Raw genomic sequence first — 16,493 nt, forward strand, 5'->3', positions numbered from 1 at the left:
GTTGATTGCTGCCCTTCCTGACGGGCAGCAACAGACCCAGGACGTGTAAAAACGCATTCGTCACTTTGAAGTCAGCGCCGATTTTTGGGCTGCTTACGTCTGCCTCCGCAGATCGAAAAGGTTTTTACACAGCCTCGGCCACAAGCAGCCAGACAGATGCGTCTAGGAAATCACCGATTCACTCATGCTTCGGTGCGTGTTGATCAGCTTCAGCACTACGCCCGGATCTGCCAGAGTGGAGATATCCCCCAACCCATCGTATTCCGCCGTAGCAATCTTGCGCAGAATGCGGCGCATGATTTTCCCCGAACGAGTCTTCGGCAGGCCCGGCGCCCACTGGATGACATCCGGCGAAGCAATCGGGCCGATCTCCTTGCGCACCCAGTTTTTCAGTTCCTGGCGCAATTGCTCGTTCGGCTCTTCCCCGGTGATCAGCGTGACATAGACATAAATGCCTTGCCCCTTGATGTCGTGCGGCACACCGACCACGGCTGCTTCGGCGACTTTCGGGTGGGCGACCATCGCGCTTTCAATCTCGGCAGTGCCCATGCGGTGGCCGGACACGTTGAGTACGTCATCCACACGACCGGTAATCCAGTAGTAACCGTCTTCGTCACGACGCGCACCGTCACCGGTGAAGTACATGCCGCGGAACGTCTTGAAGTAGGTATCGACGAAGCGGTCATGGTCGCCATACAGCGTGCGTGCCTGGCCTGGCCACGAATCGAGAATCACCAGGTTGCCCTCGGCAACGCCCTCGATGATGTTGCCCAGGTTGTCCACCAACGCCGGCACCACACCGAAGAACGGACGTGCCGCAGAACCCGGCTTGAGCGCATGCGCACCCGGCAGCGGGCTCATCATGTTGCCGCCCGTTTCGGTCTGCCACCAGGTGTCGACGATCGGGCAGCGGGATTGGCCGACGTTCTTGTAGTACCAATCCCACGCTTCCGGGTTGATCGGCTCACCGACCGAACCCAACAGACGCAGGCTGCTGCCATCAGCGCCTTCAACGGCGGCCTTGCCCGACGCCATCATCGCGCGGATGGCGGTCGGGGCGGTGTAGAGGATGTTGACCTTGTGCTTGTCGACGATCTTCGCCACCCGGGTGATGTCCGGATAGTTCGGCACGCCTTCGAACAGCAGCGTGGTCGCGCCATTGGCCAGCGGGCCATAAACGATGTAACTGTGGCCGGTGACCCAGCCGACGTCGGCGGTGCACCAGTAGACTTCGCCCGGACGGTAGTCGAACACGCGCTCGTGAGTCATCGCCGCGTACAACAGATAACCGGCGGTGGTGTGCTGCACACCCTTCGGCTTACCGGTCGAACCGGAGGTATAAAGGATGAACAGCGCTTCTTCAGCGCCCATCTCTTTCGGCGCGCAGACACTGCCCGCCACTTTCATCAGGTCTTCGTACCAGATGTCGCGATGCTGGTTCCACTTGATGTTGCCACCGGTGCGCTTGCACACGATGACTTTCTGGATGCTGCTGGTTTCCGGGTTGGTCAGCGCATCGTCGACGTTGGTCTTGAGCGGGATCTTCTTGCCGGCACGAACGCCTTCATCAGCCGTGATCACCACTTTGGATTTGCAGTCGATGATCCGGCCCGCCAGGGCTTCCGGCGAGAAACCACCGAACACCACCGAGTGAATCGCGCCGATCCGGGTACACGCCAGCATGGCGACCACGGCTTCGGGGATCATCGGCATATAGATAGTCACCACGTCGCCGCGGTGCACATCCTGGCCACGCAGGGCGTTGGCGAACTTGCAGACTTGTTCGTGCAGCTCGCGATAGGTGATGTTGCGGCTTTCGGCAGGGTCATCCCCTTCCCAAATAATCGCGACTTGATCGCCGCGCTCGGCCAGATGACGGTCGAGGCAGTTGTAGGAAACGTTCAGGGTGCCGTCGGCGAACCATTTGATGTCGACATGGTGATCGTCGAAGGAAGTCTGTTTCACCGTGGTGAAAGGCTTGATCCAGTCGAGGCGCTTGGCTTGCTCGCGCCAGAAGCCGTCCGGGTTAACGACGGACTGCTGATACATGGCCTTGTAGGTCGCCTCGTCAGTCAGCGTGTTAGCCAGAACCTCGGGACGAACGGGATACAGAGAAGCCGCACTCATCTTTGTTACCTCGGTGGAATAGTTGTTTTTGTGATCTGAAACTGTTTGCAGCCTGAGCATTCGGGCAATGGCGAAACTCAAATCCTGAAGCGACTGAGCAGTTTGTCCTGCTGGCCGACGTGGTCCACCATGATTGAGCATTGACGAACCTGCTTGTCCGCACTGCCGGATACTTCAAGACTGATGTCGCGGATGTTCGTCGTGTTGCGATTGATTTCCTCGGTCGTGGCGCTCTGTTCTTCAGCGGCGGTGGCAATCTGCAGGTTCATATCATTGATGCGATAAATGGCCTCACGTATGCGCTCGAGGGTGTCATTGGCTGCATTGGCATCGCCCGCCGTCTTGCTGGCCGTGTCGCGGCTTTGCTGCATCCGCCCTTGGGCGTGTTTCACACCCGTCTGCAATTGTTCAATCATCAGGCGTATTTCCTGAGTGGATTGCTGAGTACGCGAGGCAAGAGAGCGCACCTCATCAGCCACCACGGCGAAACCGCGTCCCGATTCACCGGCACGTGCCGCCTCGATGGCCGCATTGAGTGCGAGCAGATTGGTTTGGTCGGCGATGCTGGTGATGACCGCCACGATCGATTCGATGCTTTGACTGAGCGTGGACAATTCATTTATCGCATGACCGGTGTCGTCCATCTCGCCAGCCAAACGCTTGATCGCCTCCGTTGACTTGGAGACCAGGGCCACCCCGTCTGCTGTTTCCTCGCTGGCAACGATCGCCGCCTCGGCAGCGGCTTGAGCGTTGCGTGCCACGTCCTCGGCTGTCGAGGCCATCTCGGTCATGGCGGTGGCGAGTTGATCCAGTTCCTGTAATTGAACCTGTACGCGATTGGCGGCCTGATCCGCTTCACATGACGTCGCTGTGGTGCTCTCGCGGACCTGTTGTGAGCTACTTTTTACATCGCCAATGAGCGCTTTCAGGTTCCTCAGGAACTGGTTGAATTCCCCGGAGACCAGCGCAATTTCATCATTGCCGACCACAGGTAGTTGGCGGGTCAGGTCGCCTTCTCCGCGATTGATGTCGGCCAACGATTCCTTGAGTTGATCCAGGGGGCGCAGTAGCCGTCTGACCAGCAGTCCCAACACCAATAGGCTAAGCAATACGCCCAGGCCAGTACCGATGACGGCTCGCCAGCTCAGGATATGGGCGGCGGCCATGACGATGTCCTGATCGAGCACCACCCCAATGTACCAATCCATGCCCTTGAGATCGGTGAGTGGGATGAAGGACACCAGGAGGGACTTTCCATCGCTACTGACTTCTTGAAGATGACTGTTGAGCGGTAGGGCGCTTCCTGCGAAAAGCTGGCTGTAGGGCTTGCCGTTCAGTTCAGCGTCCGGATGGGAAATGATGTTGCCACTCTTGCTCAGCAGAAAGGCATAACCGGCCCCGCCGAAATCCAGCGTATTGATGGCATCGGCAACCGCAGTCAAACGGATGTCACCGCCAAACACCCCGAGCAACTGACCCGCATCGCTGATTCGGGCGACAGCCGAGATCAGAATTTCACCGGTGGTGGAGTCCTTGTAAGGTTCGGTTAAAACGGCCTGGTTACCTGCCTTGCCGGTTGCGTACCAAGGGCGGGTACGACCGTCATAGTCGGGTTTGGGATTCCAGGACGCGGTGTTCTTAATGGGTTTTCCATCAGATTCAAGGGCGCCGAATACCAGCTTGAATTCGTCTTTCAGAATGGGCGAATCGATGATTCGTTGGGTCGCTTGCGCACTGTATTGGCTGTTGATCGCCTGGGATGCCAAATCCATAAGACGAAGTTTGCCGTTTAGCCAGTTTTCGATCTGGCGTGCGACCGCATTGCTCGATTGGGAAATGCTCGCCTCAACCTGGTGACGCAAAATCGTACGTATCTGCTCTACCTGGACCAGCGACAGGAGACTGGTCGTCACGAACAGCACACAAGCAGCCACAAGGCTTACCTTGTAACGGATTTTCATCGAGGACTCCAAAGGGGCGATCAAGGGGAGCAGAGCATCCAGTCCTTGAATGTCAGGTCATTGAGGACGCCATCGTCGGAACGCCGCCCGGAGCAAGCTCGCTCCCACAGGTTGTGGAGTGAACCCCACCTTTTGGAACTGGCCAAAATCACTGTGGGAGCGAGCTTGCTCGCGATGACTATTGAAAGGGCGACGCAGAAACATCTGCATCGCCCCTCACTTTTTAGAAGAAGCCCAACGGATTAATGTCGTAGCTCACCAGCAGGTTTTTGGTCTGCTGATAGTGGTCGAGCATCATCTTGTGGGTTTCACGACCGACGCCGGACTTCTTGTAACCGCCGAACGCAGCGTGCGCCGGGTACAGGTGGTAGCAGTTGGTCCATACGCGACCGGCCTTGATGGCGCGGCCCATGCGATAGGCGCGGTTGATGTCGCGGGTCCACAGGCCAGCACCCAGGCCGAACTCGGTGTCGTTGGCAATGGCCAGCGCTTCGGCTTCGTCCTTGAAGGTGGTGATGCTCACCACCGGGCCAAAGATTTCTTCCTGGAACACACGCATTTTGTTGGTGCCCTTGAGCAGGGTCGGCTGGATGTAATACCCGGTCGCCAGGTTGCCCTCGAGTTTTTCCACCTTGCCGCCGGTCAACAGCTCGGCGCCTTCGCCCTTGGCGATTTCCAGGTACGAAAGGATTTTGTCGAACTGTTGCTCGGACGCCTGGGCGCCGACCATGGTGTCGGTGTCCAGCGGGTCGCCACGTTTGATCGACAGCACTTTCTTCATCACGACTTTCATGAAGTCGTCGTAGATCGATTCTTGCACCAAGGCGCGGGACGGGCAGGTGCAGACTTCGCCCTGGTTGAAGAACGCCAGCACCAGGCCTTCGGCGGCCTTCTCGATGAAGGACGGTTCGGCCTTCATGATGTCTTCGAAGAAGATGTTCGGCGACTTGCCACCCAGCTCCACGGTGGACGGAATGATGTTTTCGGCGGCGCATTTCATGATGTGCGAGCCGACCGGGGTCGAGCCGGTGAAGGCGATCTTGGCAATGCGTTTGCTGGTGGCGAGGGCTTCGCCGGCTTCTTTGCCGAAGCCTTGCACCACGTTCAGCACGCCCGGCGGCAACAGGTCGCCGATCAGTTCCATCAGCACGGTAATGCCCAGCGGGGTTTGCTCGGCAGGCTTGAGCACCACGCAGTTACCGGCGGCGAGGGCCGGGGCGAGTTTCCAGGCGGCCATCAGGATCGGGAAGTTCCACGGGATGATCTGCCCGACCACGCCCAGCGGTTCATGGAAGTGATAGGCGGCGGTGTGTTCGTTGATTTCAGCGGAGCTGCCTTCCTGTGCACGGATGCAACCGGCGTAGTAGCGGAAGTGGTCGACGGCCAGCGGGATGTCGGCGTTAAGGGTTTCACGCACGGCTTTGCCGTTGTCCCAGGTTTCGGTGACGGCCAACAGTTCGAGGTTCTGTTCGATGCGGTCGGCGATTTTCAGCAGCGCCAAGGAGCGGTCCTGCACCGAGGTCTTGCCCCAGGCATCGGCCGCCGCATGGGCAGCGTCCAGCGCCTTTTCAATGTCTTCGGCGCTGGAGCGGGGGAATTCGGCAATCGGTTGGCCATTCACGGGCGAGGTGGTGGTGAAGTACTGACCGTTGACCGGCGCGACGAACTCACCGCCGATGTAGTTGCCATAACGGGACTTGAAGGAAACGATGGCACCGGGAGTGCCTGGGTGGGCGTAGTTCATGGTCGGACTCTCTTGTTGTTTTGGGTTGTGACCGTCCGTGGGACGGCCACTGTCAGTGACACAAACCGTGCAGAATCAGGAACCCTGAGGGGTTTCACCGCGTGCAAGGCGCGCATTGATGTCTTCAATGACGGCCGGTAGATCGACGATGGTGTCGATCAGGTAGTGCGGGCGAGAGCCTTCGAACATCTTGACGATGCGCGCACGTTCCTCGGCCAATTCCTCCAGGGATAGGTCTTTGAACTCTTCATAGGTCAGGCCCAGTGCGTTGCCGGAGCAGGTCAATGCGACCGTCCACATGCCAGCGCTGCGTCCTTCGAGAATGCCGGGCCAGGTGTCGTCGACTTTCACGCAAGCGGCGACGTCACTGATCCCCAAAGCGATCACGTTGGCCAGCGCCTGAGCCGGGTGCGGGCGCCCATTGGGGACTTCATCGGTGGCCACCACGTGGTCGGCGACGTAGCCGTTTTTCCGCGCCAGCTCGACGACTTTCTCCATGACCACCGCCGGATAACCGGAGCAGGAGCCGATTTTCAGACCCTTGTCGCGCAAGGCATCGATCGTATCGAGGGCACCGGGAATCAACGCCGAATGCAGAGCGATCTTTTCGATCTGCAGCGGCATGAAGCGCTCATAAAGTGCCGTGACATCATCATCGGTCGGCAGGCGACCGAAGGCGGCCTGGTAGCGTGCGGCAATCTGTGGCTCGTTGCACAGCGTGCGGATGTGATCCCACTTGCCCATGCCCATCGGGCCCCGCGCTTCTTCTAAAGAGACGGCAACGCCGAATTCGCCGAAGGCTTCCACGAAGATCTGAGTCGGTGCGAAAGAACCGAAGTCAACGACGGTGCCTGCCCAGTCCAGAATCACGGCTTGCAGTTGAGAAGGTTGTTTGTAATGCATGGTGATTGCTCCAGTGATGGATAATTGGTTAGTTCGAATTCAGGAATTGGTGCCGACAATGACTGGTTGCACCGGAGTCGAAGCAAGCGCCTTGCTTTCGATTGTTTTCGGGCGGCTGTTCCAGAAGGGCACCAGTATCAGACTGGCTAGAAGCGCTGAGGCAGTGAACACCAGGAATATGGTGGTGGTGTCGAAGTAGCCGGGCAGCAAGCCACCAAGAATGGCACCTACCGAACCGCAGCCGTTGACGAAGCCAGCCGCGGAGGCCGCTCCGTCCTTGCTACCGAAATCAATGGCAGCCGAGCCGCTCAGCATCGAATCCGGCCCGTAGAGGGTCAGGCCCATCATGAACAGCAGGCCGACCACCATATAAAGGCTGCCGCTCTGCATCGCGGGGACAAACAACCCTAGGCAGATGGTGAGGACAACCAAGCTAAGGACACAGGCCGGCATCCGACGAGCGCCGAAGTACTTATCTGATGCGATACCGATAAGGATCGGGCCCACCAGGCCCGCCAATTCGAAGGCGGTGGGTACGATGGCAGATGCGACTTTGCCGATTTCAGGCATCCGTTCGTAGATGATTACTGGGCCCCACAGGAGAATTGCATAGCGCGCGGGCTTAAGCATGAAATAGGCAAGGCCGAGAATCAGCACGGTTCGATTTTTCATCACGGCGCGCAAGCCAGCCCACATACTTTCGCGTGGCACCACGACGTTGCTGACGGGTTCGATCTCGATCTCGACAGGAGGCAGACCTACGTCCTCCGGCCGGTTGCGTTGCAGGAAAAAGAACAGCACCGCTACCACCAGTACCACCACAGCACTGCTGATGAACGACATGCGCCAGTCGTGGAAGACCTGATAGGCCCACCAACCTGCAAATGGCGTTGCCACCAATCCGCCGAACGCGTAGCAGGTGCACCAGTAACCCATTACGCGGCCACGTTCGCCAGTGCTGAAGAAGCTCCCGATATTCTTGCACAGGCCTGACCAACCGGTGGATTGAGCGAGACCCTGTACCAGCATGCAGGAGACGAAAATCGGTAAGGTGGCGTAGGTCCCCATGAGCAGCGCCGCCAGCGCTGAGATGACCAGGCCGCTAAGTACCACGACCCTTGGTCCGAAGCGGTCGGCGAAATTACCCCAGAGGAACTGGCCCACGGCATAAGCGGCCAAGTAGAGGGCGTCGAGATTGGCCATCATGGCCTTTTCGAGCATGAAGTTTGGGTCTTCGCCAATACCCAGTTTGGCAACAGAAAACGCCTTGCGGGTGAAGTAGAAGGCGGCATAAGCCACCCAGGTGATGAGAAAAACTTGCACGCGCCAACGCTGGAGAGATTTCCAGCCGGTTGCGAGAGGACTTGTGGTGTTCTTGTTCATGGTGTACTGATCCCGTGTGAGGTGCCAGACAGCGCAAATGAGGTCGGTTTTTGTTTTTGTTTTCGGTACACAAGTCTGTCCAGGCGCACGACATCGATCAGATGGCCGTGAGAATGGCATCAGGCTTCAAGGTATAAATAACTGCGGTCGCTGACTCCTGCCCGGCGCTGCCGAGCGATACGTCACCGAATCCATGGTTTAAAAAAGATCTCTGCCCAAAGGCGCTACCCATTGCACCAGTGCTCGAATCGGCAGAAACCTTAAAGGGGTCGATCAGGCTGCGGGCTTGAACATGTCCACGTCCATGGCGACGAGACTGTCTGCGATAGCGCGGAGCAATTGGTGGACGATGTATTCGTCGATCTGGCCGATGCAGCCAATACGGAAACTCTCAGCAACGGTCAGCTTGCCCGGGTAGATGATGAACTGACGGGCCTTGAGTTCTTCGTAGAAGCGCGTGAAATCAAAATTGGGATGTTCAGGGCTGAAGAACGTGGTGATGATCGGCGACAGCCAACGGTCTTCCAGCAGTGTCTTGAAGCCCAACTCGCGCATACCTGCGACCAGTACGTCGCGGTTGCGTGTGTAGCGGGCCAACCGGCCATGCACGGCGCCTTCGGCGCTGTGCTGTTCCAACGCCTTGTGGAAGGCCACGACACTGTGGGTCGGCGGCGTGAAGCGCCATTGACCGGTGCGCTCCATGTAGGCCCACTGTTCGAAGAGATCGAGGGACAGCGAGTTGGCGCGGCCTTTGGCGGCTTCAATGACAGAGCGGCGGATGATCACGAAACCAAAGCCTGGAATGCCCTCGATGCATTTGTTGGCGGATGACACGACCACGTCAAAGGCTATTTCATTCACAGTCAACGGCACGGCCCCGAAGGAGCTCATGGCATCGATAATCAGGCTCTTGCCGTGGGCCTTCACGACATCGGCGATTTCACGCAGCGGGTTGAGGATGCCGGAACTGGTTTCGCAATGGACGACGAAGACATTGGTGATGTCCGGGTTAGCCTTGAGCAGGGCATCCACTTCCTCCGGCTGTGGAGGCAGGTAATCGCCTTTGTCCAAGGTAATGAAGGCACGACCGAGGTATTCCAAGGTCTTGGTGGCGCGCTGACCGTAGGCGCCGTTCATTAGCACCAGGGCTTTACCGTCACGCGGGATGGCGGTGGCCAATGCGGCCTCTACCGAGTAGCTACCGCTACCTTGCAATGGCACGCAGGCGAAGCTGTCATCCTGTACGCCGGCCATGCTGAGCAATTTCTGGCGAACTTCAGCAGTGACTTGGTTGAAGGCACCGTCCCATGAGCCCCAATCGCGCAACATGGCTTCCTTGGTGGCTTTGGAGGTGGTCAGCGGGCCTGGGGTCAACAGGTAGGGCTCGCCCAAGGCAGGGGTTGCCAGCGGTTGGGTAGGCGGGAATTCAGCGGTGGTCATGATCTTCTCCGGCGGTGTTGTTTTTGTGGGGAGTGATGCACGGATTGATAAAAACACCTGCGCAGAAATAACTGAAATCGATTTATCACATTACAAATACAAGCTGAGCTTATAAGTGAGATTTCATCGCCGCCGTAAATCAGCCCCGATCTGTCTGTGCGTTCAATTTGGATTCTGTTGGTTCAAATCTCTTTTCATGACGATGCAGCTCTTGGATTTACGTACTTGCCCAAGTAGCAGTTTGCGATTCGATGTCGTCGCGGAAAAATAACCTTCACACCTGGATTCCCGACTCTTCGGTACAGGGTGTGGTCGACAGCTCGACCTTTTCTTCCAGCTCGGGAAAGGCGATCCGCCCAAAGCGTTTTGTAAGGTCCGCAGGCGGTTGCGCCCGGTGCTGTCCTGCCTGTTTTTTGGGTCTCGCTGAAGGTGTGCGCAGGGGATATACCTTCGTGAAAAGCGCTTATGCCGAGAATTGTCGCCAATTTTTTGCACTTATACAGTGAAAGCCACTGGTCAATCTTTCCTAGACTGCGCCCATCCAGCCCTACAAAAATTTCAGTGGACAGCCACAAATGGGAGTGAACATGCGAGTTCTCGTGCTTGGTAGTGGTGTGATCGGTACCACCAGTTCTTATTATCTGGCCCGTGCCGGGTTTGAAGTGGTGGTTGTGGACCGGCAGCCAGCTGCCGCCATGGAGACCAGCTTCGCCAACGCCGGGCAGGTTTCGCCGGGTTATGCCTCACCATGGGCCGCGCCGGGCGTGCCGCTCAAGGCGATGAAGTGGCTGCTTCAACGCCACGCGCCGCTGGCGATCAAGGCCACTGGCGACATCGACCAATACCTGTGGATGGCGCAGATGCTGCGCAACTGCACCGCCAGCCGTTACGCGGTGAACAAGGAGCGCATGGTGCGTCTGTCCGAGTACAGCCGTGACTGCCTCGACGAGCTGCGTGCCGAAACCGGCATCGCCTACGAAGGCCGCAGCCTCGGTACTACTCAACTGTTCCGCACCCAGGCTCAACTGGATGGCGCTGCGAAAGACATCGCCGTGTTGAAAGAGTCCGGCGTACCGTTCGAGCTGCTCGACCGCGAAGGCATTGCCCGCGTTGAGCCAGCCCTGGCCAGCGTCACCGACATTCTCGCCGGTGCCCTGCGCCTGCCGAGCGACCAGACCGGCGACTGCCAGATATTCACGACCAAGCTTGCGGGAATGGCTGCGAGCCTCGGTGTGCAATTCCGTTTCGGCCAGGATATCCAGCGCCTCGACTTTGCCGGTGATCGCATCAATGGCGTGTGGATCGATGGCAAGCTGGAAACCGCCGACCGCTACGTGCTGGCGCTCGGCAGCTACTCGCCGCAACTGCTCAAGCCGCTGGGGATCAAGGCGCCGGTGTACCCGCTCAAGGGTTACTCCCTGACCGTGCCGATCACCAACCCGGCGATGGCCCCGACTTCGACCATTCTCGACGAAACCTACAAGGTCGCGATCACCCGTATCGACAACCGTATCCGCGTCGGCGGCATGGCGGAGATCGCCGGTTTTGACCTGTCGCTGAACCCGCGCCGGCGCGAAACCCTGGAGATGATCGTCAACGACCTTTATCCTCAGGGCGGCAATCTGGCCGAGGCCAGCTTCTGGACCGGCCTGCGCCCGACCACTCCTGACGGCACGCCAATCGTAGGCGCCACCCCCTTCAAGAACCTGTTCCTGAACACCGGTCATGGCACGCTCGGCTGGACCATGGCGTGCGGTTCCGGTCGCTTGCTGGCCGATCTGATGGCGAAGAAAACGCCGCAGATCAGCGCCGAAGGCCTTGATATTTCCCGTTACGGCAGTGATACGCCGGAGCCAGCAGAGCATGGCGATCCAGCGCCGGTTCACCCGTGAGCGAGAACGTCTAGCCAATCCATTAGCATGCGTTGCGCACGGCCAAATCGCCGTGTGCCAGCGTTTGTTTTTACTTCTCACAATACTGCTAAGAAAGGCTGCCGCCATGCGTCCTGCCCGTGCCCTGATCGACCTTCAAGCCCTGCGTCACAACTACCAAATCGCCCGTGAAGTCACGGGGGCCAAAGCCCTCGCGGTGATCAAGGCCGATGCCTACGGTCATGGCGCGGTGCGTTGCGCCCAAGCGCTGGAAGCTGAGGCGGACGGGTTTGCCGTGGCCTGCATCGAAGAGGCGTTGGAGCTGCGAGCCGCGGGCATTCGTGCGCCGGTGTTGTTGCTGGAAGGTTTTTTCGAGGCCGATGAGCTGTCGCTGATCGTCGAGCATGACTTCTGGTGCGTGGTGCATTCGCTGTGGCAGCTCGAAGCCATCGAGAACGCTGCACTCAGCAAGCCGATCACGGTCTGGCTCAAGCTCGATTCGGGCATGCATCGGGTGGGCTTGCATCCAAAGGATTATCAGGCGGCCTATCAACGGCTGCTGGCCAGCGGCAAGGTGGCGAAGATTGTACTGATGAGCCACTTCGCCCGGGCCGATGAGCTGCACAGTCAGGCCAGTGCCGAGCAGGTCGCGGTGTTCGAAGCGGCGCGTCAGGGCTTGTCGGTCGAGGTCAGCCTGCGCAACTCGCCGGCAGTGCTCGGTTGGCCGCAGATTCCAAGTGATTGGGTGCGCCCGGGCATCATGCTCTACGGCGCGACTCCGTTTGAAGAAGCCAATGCCGTGGCGTCCCGCCTGCAACCAGTGATGACCCTCGAGTCGAAAGTGATCTGCGTGCATGAACTGCCGGCCGGCGGGCCGATCGGTTACGGCGCCACCTTCATCACCCAGAAACCAATGCGCGTGGGCGTGGTGGCCATGGGTTACGCCGACGGCTATCCGCGCCAGGCACCGACCGGTACGCCCGTGATGGTTGCCGGGCAGCGCAGCCAGTTGATTGGCCGGGTGTCGATGGACATGCTCTGCATCGACCTGACCGATGTGCCGCAAGCCGGCCTCGGTTCGACCGTCGAGTTGTGGGGCAAAAATATCCTCGCCAGTGACGTGGCGGCCGCCGCGGGCACGATTCCTTACCAGATCTTCTGCAACCTGCGCCGGGTGCCAAAACTCTATTACGAAGCCTGACCAAAGCACACCGCGCCCTGTGACTTGACCGTGTTGTAAACAAAAAAACGCCTGGCCAATAGCCAGGCGTTTTTTTGTTGGCAAGCGTAAACATTTCGCTGCTCGATCGAGGCGTTACCCCTTGTCCGCCTTTCCGGCAGCCGCGGCGAATTTTGCCAGTCGTACATCCAGTCGTCTTGGCCGTTGGTTATGGTCCTCCGCTTGCTCCTTGCGGCGAACGGCGTTGCGCACCATTAGTGAACCCAGGTAGCGAATAGGCTCCGGTGGGAAATGGCCGAGCGGGCCTTGCAGCAGCGGCGAGCGTGTCCAGGGGTTGTCCAGGCCCAAGACCAGCGATGACAGGATCTGTCCTCCCATATGACAGGGACCGACGCCGCTGCCGGAATAGCCGAAACCATAGAAGATATTGCCCCTTGCGCCCATACGGCCGAAGAAAGGCAGCCCGGTAACCGAGCGATCGGACGGACCGTTCCACGTGGCGGCAATGCCGACATCGGCAAACTCCGGAAAGAACTCCGCCAGGGTGTTGCGCAACAACCCTGCGTAAGGTGAAGGTTGGTCGAATACCGGCAGAATGCGTCCGCCGTAGGCAAAGGTGTTGCCACCTTTGCCGAGCATGATCCGGCCGTCCGGGGTGTTGTGGTAGTAGTGCACGAAGATCCGCGAGTCGAGTACGGTGACCCCGCTGGTCAGGCCGATTCGCTCGAGCAGATCAGGTCGCGGCTCAGTGATGATCATATCGCTGGAGACGATGGCCACTGAACGCTCGAACTCTGGAAATGACCGCGCCATCCAGGCGTTGATCGCCAGCACCACGTGATTGGCGACCACTTGCCCGTCGGGCGTCTTGATGGTGGCCGGCAGCCCTTGTTCCAGGCCGGTCATCGGTGAGCCTTCAAAGATTCGCACGCCCAGTTCCAGCGCGACCCGACGCAGACCGCGGACCAGCTTGCCCGGCTGCACACTGGCAGCTGCTGGCGAAAACCAGCCTTCAATGTGCCGGGTTGAACCCGCCATACGCTGCACGTCAGCTAGCGCGTATTTGGAGAAAGAGTTGATGCCATTGCGCTCCAATGCCGCTATCACCCCGTCGGTCGAACCCACCTGGGCGCGGTTGGTAGCAGTGTAGAGCGTGCCATCGAGACGGTAATCGGCATCCACCGCGTACTTTTTGCAAAAGTCACCGATGGCGTAAATGCTCTGCTCCGATTCCTTGACCAGGCGTACCGCCTCTTCGACGCCGAACAAGCGCTCCAGAGTGAAGTACTTGGCCGACCAGGACAGTGCGCAGCCGCCGTTGCGCCCGCTGGCGCCGGCACCGCAAATGTCGGCTTCGACGATGACCACATCCAGTTCGGGGTTCTGTTCCTTGATCATGATCGCGGTCCACAAGCCTGTGTAACCGCCACCCACGATGCAGACATCGGCGCGGGTGTCCTGCTGCAGCGGCGGGCAAGGCGTGTCGGGTTGGTTTTTCAGGGCTTTGTCGAGCCAGTAGGGTCGCATGGGGTCATCTCCGTTGATCGGTTCGAGGCAAGAGTCAGGACGTCATCAGGCGCACGCGGCGACCACAATCATTTCCACGCGCCAACCGGGATCGATCAACTGCGCGAGGGTGCACGCACGCGTGGGGGCATGGCCTGCGGGGAAAAAATCATCCCAGACCCTGTTCAGCCCTTCATAGTCTTCGCGATGGGCCAGCAAGATGCGCACCGATAGCACCCGAGTACGGTCGCTGCCGGCACTGAGCAAAAGCTGCTCGATACCCGCGAGCACCTCATGGGTCTGCGCCTCGATATCGCCACTGAGGTCGGTGGCAACCTGGCCACCGATGTAGAGGTCGTTGTCGTACCGGACCATGTCCGAACGGCGTTTTATCGTGGCGAAACGTTCAATTTTCATAGAGCACTCCAGGTCAATACCAGCGGCGCAGCTGTTCAAACAGCGGTCAGAGGACTTGCGAAAACCATGCTTGCAGTTCATCGTTCATAAATAAAATCGATTTATCGAATGCATGAATAAGCTGAAACTATAGATAGGTCTCCAATGGCGATTTCCCATACGCAACTCAAGGCATTCCACGCCGTTGCCATGAATGGCAGCTTCACCCGGGCAGCCGAGCAGCTCTGCCTGTCCCAGCCAGCGGTGTCCGACCAGGTGCGCAAGCTCGAGGATTACTACGGCGTGATGGTGTTCTATCGCGACAAGCGTCTGGTGCGCCTGACGGAAGTGGGCGAGCGATTGTTCGGCCTGACCCAACGGCTGTTCGATATCAGCGTCGATGCCCACGATATGCTGATGGACTATCGAACCCTGTCGACCGGGACCCTGAACCTCGCCGTGGATGCGCCGGTGCACGTACTGCCCTATGTCGCTCGCTTCTGCAGCCGTTACCCCGGTGTCGACGTGAAGATTGAAACGGCCAATACCGATGAGGTCCTGCAGCGGTTGTTCGGGCACCAGGCAGACATTGCCCTGCTGGGGCGGCACATCGAAGACGACCGTCTGCTGACGCTGCACCTGCGCAGTGATCCCATGCTTGCCTTCGTCGCCCATGACCATCCCTGGGCTCAACGAACCTCCATTTGCCTGGCTGATCTGGATAACACACCGCTGATCTTGCGCGAGCAAGGCTCGGTCACGCGGCTATCCCTCGAAGAGGAGATGGCAGCGGCAGGCCTGCGCATCCGCAAGGCGATCGAAGTGGAGGGACGTGAGGCAGCACGCGAAGCCGTGGCGATTGGTATGGGCGTCGGTGTGGTCTCGGCGGCCGAGTTGGGTTCTGATTCCCGACTTCGCGGATTGCCGATCAGCGACTGTCAGCGGTGCTTTACCGAGACCTTGGTGTGCCTACGGGCGCAGAGCTCGCGGCGAATCCTGACGACCTTTTTCGACATCGTTCGAGAAGGGTTGGATGAGTGAAGTGGTCATTCTGCGCCAATCTCAAGTCGAGATTTTTCAAGGAAGACCAAGGATGATTCATGAGCGAAGATGGAAGCGTACCTATCCCCGTGTTACCCAAACTTCCCCCAGAAAAACGGTATCGTGACGGAGAAGTTATCGACCTGCTTGCAGTGTTTGTTGGCAGAAGCGTTAAAGGTGTTATTAAGCGCTCTATCAGGTCGTTAGGTACTGTTGTTCTGGAAGCGGTTAAATATATAGCCGGAGTTTTAATCAAGCCGATTCAACGAGTTCCGTAATGGTGCCTCCGTTAAACACATTGGTCGCCACTGGCAACAATTATAAGATTTCTTATTTTCAAGATCAGGACTGGTATGAGTCTGATCCAGTCGGCACGCATGAACGGGCGCGCTCAGCCTTAGGGGCAGGTAGCCAGAGGCCAACCGACGCGCGCTGCACGGAGGAGGTTGGCCTTAACAACCAAGCGGTGAAATGGGGCAATAACGAAGATGTAGGCCCGCCCTAGACGGTTGTGGCACTGGACCACGGTTGAAAAAACGAGTTGGCGACTGCCTTCTGGCTCTGCCTCTTCAGAACATAGGATCGATATCCGGAAGTCGAGGTGCTTGTCGTCCTCTCCCAGCACGATTTCAGTCTGGTTCGTGCTGTAGACCTTGAAGACTCCAATCCGATTAGCAAGTGATGCCAAGTGTTTGGCTGTCTTGAGACCAAAACAGGCAACGATAGTGTCTCGGACATTCAAGAGCCATCCGATCCAGGATGGCTGGTGGGAAAAGATGAATCGAGCCAGCAAATCTGGATTGCTGGATGTGCCCGCAGGGAGCCGAATCGCAAAAGCGTCCGCTAGGTTCATAGACTTGTAAAAGTGGGAAATGCCGGACCTCGATGGGACTGGCACGGACATAATGAGCTCAAATTCTCGGGGCATCGGGGATCTCTCC

The 16,493-nt window shown here is 58.5% G+C and carries 13 protein-coding genes and 1 pseudogene; 4 read left to right on the forward strand and 10 right to left on the reverse strand.

Annotated elements, in window-relative coordinates:
- Window positions 1-162: 162 nt before the first annotated feature.
- The 7 genes and pseudogenes from acs to ACMXYJ_RS15000 form a co-directional block, all read right to left on the reverse strand.
- Window positions 163-2,127 carry an acetate--CoA ligase gene (acs, locus tag ACMXYJ_RS14970; RefSeq protein WP_415760442.1) on the reverse strand — a complete coding sequence of 655 codons (1,965 nt, stop codon included), beginning with the start codon at window positions 2,125-2,127 and terminating at the stop codon, window positions 163-165.
- A 77-nt stretch (window positions 2,128-2,204) separates the two neighbouring features.
- The gene (locus ACMXYJ_RS14975) at window positions 2,205-2,918 is read right to left on the reverse strand and encodes a methyl-accepting chemotaxis protein (protein WP_415760729.1); all 714 of its coding nucleotides are present in this window, start codon (window positions 2,916-2,918) and stop codon (window positions 2,205-2,207) included.
- A gap of 144 nt (window positions 2,919-3,062) precedes the next feature.
- A pseudogene (locus tag ACMXYJ_RS14980) lies at window positions 3,063-4,088 on the reverse strand (HAMP domain-containing protein); the annotation flags it as partial.
- 223 nt (window positions 4,089-4,311) lie between these two features.
- Window positions 4,312-5,832, reverse strand: a complete 1,521-nt coding sequence (gene exaC / locus ACMXYJ_RS14985; RefSeq protein ID WP_415760443.1) for an acetaldehyde dehydrogenase ExaC — start codon at window positions 5,830-5,832, stop codon at window positions 4,312-4,314.
- A gap of 75 nt (window positions 5,833-5,907) precedes the next feature.
- Entirely contained in the window at window positions 5,908-6,735 is an 828-nt protein-coding gene (gene phnX, locus ACMXYJ_RS14990) for a phosphonoacetaldehyde hydrolase (protein ID WP_415760444.1), read from the reverse strand.
- Window positions 6,736-6,774: 39 nt separating this feature from the next.
- On the reverse strand, window positions 6,775-8,118 hold the full coding sequence (locus ACMXYJ_RS14995) for an MFS transporter (protein ID WP_415760445.1): 1,344 nt from the start codon (window positions 8,116-8,118) through the stop codon (window positions 6,775-6,777).
- Window positions 8,119-8,391: 273 nt separating this feature from the next.
- The gene (locus tag ACMXYJ_RS15000; protein ID WP_415760446.1) at window positions 8,392-9,558 is read right to left on the reverse strand and encodes a 2-aminoethylphosphonate--pyruvate transaminase; all 1,167 of its coding nucleotides are present in this window, start codon (window positions 9,556-9,558) and stop codon (window positions 8,392-8,394) included.
- Between the two features lie 587 nt (window positions 9,559-10,145).
- On the opposite strand from ACMXYJ_RS15000, the gene dadA reads away from it, so the two are divergent.
- Together dadA and alr are read left to right on the forward strand one after the other, a co-directional pair.
- Complete coding sequence (gene dadA / locus ACMXYJ_RS15005) at window positions 10,146-11,450, forward strand: D-amino acid dehydrogenase (RefSeq protein ID WP_415760447.1); 1,305 nt, start codon at window positions 10,146-10,148, stop codon at window positions 11,448-11,450.
- Between the two features lie 106 nt (window positions 11,451-11,556).
- Window positions 11,557-12,630, forward strand: a complete 1,074-nt coding sequence (alr, locus tag ACMXYJ_RS15010) for an alanine racemase (protein ID WP_415760448.1) — start codon at window positions 11,557-11,559, stop codon at window positions 12,628-12,630.
- A 114-nt stretch (window positions 12,631-12,744) separates the two neighbouring features.
- Here alr and ACMXYJ_RS15015 read toward each other — a convergent pair whose 3' ends face one another.
- Together ACMXYJ_RS15015 and ACMXYJ_RS15020 are read right to left on the reverse strand one after the other, a co-directional pair.
- Window positions 12,745-14,136 carry an FAD-dependent oxidoreductase gene (locus ACMXYJ_RS15015; protein ID WP_415760449.1) on the reverse strand — a complete coding sequence of 464 codons (1,392 nt, stop codon included), beginning with the start codon at window positions 14,134-14,136 and terminating at the stop codon, window positions 12,745-12,747.
- Between the two features lie 45 nt (window positions 14,137-14,181).
- Complete coding sequence (locus tag ACMXYJ_RS15020; protein ID WP_415760450.1) at window positions 14,182-14,532, reverse strand: RidA family protein; 351 nt, start codon at window positions 14,530-14,532, stop codon at window positions 14,182-14,184.
- A gap of 144 nt (window positions 14,533-14,676) precedes the next feature.
- On the opposite strand from ACMXYJ_RS15020, the gene ACMXYJ_RS15025 reads away from it, so the two are divergent.
- Both ACMXYJ_RS15025 and ACMXYJ_RS15030 read left to right on the forward strand, forming a co-directional pair.
- The gene (locus ACMXYJ_RS15025) at window positions 14,677-15,552 is read left to right on the forward strand and encodes a LysR substrate-binding domain-containing protein (protein WP_415760451.1); all 876 of its coding nucleotides are present in this window, start codon (window positions 14,677-14,679) and stop codon (window positions 15,550-15,552) included.
- A 59-nt stretch (window positions 15,553-15,611) separates the two neighbouring features.
- The gene (locus ACMXYJ_RS15030; protein WP_415760452.1) at window positions 15,612-15,830 is read left to right on the forward strand and encodes a hypothetical protein; all 219 of its coding nucleotides are present in this window, start codon (window positions 15,612-15,614) and stop codon (window positions 15,828-15,830) included.
- Between the two features lie 119 nt (window positions 15,831-15,949).
- Here the strand turns inward: ACMXYJ_RS15030 and ACMXYJ_RS15035 are convergent, their stop codons facing one another.
- The gene (locus ACMXYJ_RS15035) at window positions 15,950-16,480 is read right to left on the reverse strand and encodes a DUF2867 domain-containing protein (RefSeq protein WP_415760453.1); all 531 of its coding nucleotides are present in this window, start codon (window positions 16,478-16,480) and stop codon (window positions 15,950-15,952) included.
- Between the last annotated feature and the right edge of the window lie 13 nt (window positions 16,481-16,493).

The sequence above is a fragment of the Pseudomonas arabinosi genome (assembly GCF_047758675.1).
Classification (GTDB): Bacteria; Pseudomonadota; Gammaproteobacteria; order Pseudomonadales; family Pseudomonadaceae; genus Aquipseudomonas; species Aquipseudomonas arabinosi.

Bases quoted from the DNA above. Each gene is read 5' to 3' on its own strand.
- ACMXYJ_RS15025 (WP_415760451.1), top strand. From the start codon at position 14,677: ATGGCGATTTCCCATACGCAACTCAAGGCATTCCACGCCGTTGCCATG.
- ACMXYJ_RS15020 (WP_415760450.1), bottom strand. From the start codon at position 14,532: ATGAAAATTGAACGTTTCGCCACGATAAAACGCCGTTCGGACATGGTC.
- ACMXYJ_RS15000 (WP_415760446.1), bottom strand. From the start codon at position 9,558: ATGACCACCGCTGAATTCCCGCCTACCCAACCGCTGGCAACCCCTGCC.
- ACMXYJ_RS15035 (WP_415760453.1), bottom strand. From the start codon at position 16,480: ATGCCCCGAGAATTTGAGCTCATTATGTCCGTGCCAGTCCCATCGAGG.
- ACMXYJ_RS14995 (WP_415760445.1), bottom strand. From the start codon at position 8,118: ATGAACAAGAACACCACAAGTCCTCTCGCAACCGGCTGGAAATCTCTC.
- phnX (WP_415760444.1), bottom strand. From the start codon at position 6,735: ATGCATTACAAACAACCTTCTCAACTGCAAGCCGTGATTCTGGACTGG.
- acs (WP_415760442.1), bottom strand. From the start codon at position 2,127: ATGAGTGCGGCTTCTCTGTATCCCGTTCGTCCCGAGGTTCTGGCTAAC.
- alr (WP_415760448.1), top strand. From the start codon at position 11,557: ATGCGTCCTGCCCGTGCCCTGATCGACCTTCAAGCCCTGCGTCACAAC.
- exaC (WP_415760443.1), bottom strand. From the start codon at position 5,832: ATGAACTACGCCCACCCAGGCACTCCCGGTGCCATCGTTTCCTTCAAG.
- ACMXYJ_RS14975 (WP_415760729.1), bottom strand. From the start codon at position 2,918: ATGACCGAGATGGCCTCGACAGCCGAGGACGTGGCACGCAACGCTCAA.
- ACMXYJ_RS15015 (WP_415760449.1), bottom strand. From the start codon at position 14,136: ATGCGACCCTACTGGCTCGACAAAGCCCTGAAAAACCAACCCGACACG.
- dadA (WP_415760447.1), top strand. From the start codon at position 10,146: ATGCGAGTTCTCGTGCTTGGTAGTGGTGTGATCGGTACCACCAGTTCT.
- ACMXYJ_RS15030 (WP_415760452.1), top strand. From the start codon at position 15,612: ATGAGCGAAGATGGAAGCGTACCTATCCCCGTGTTACCCAAACTTCCC.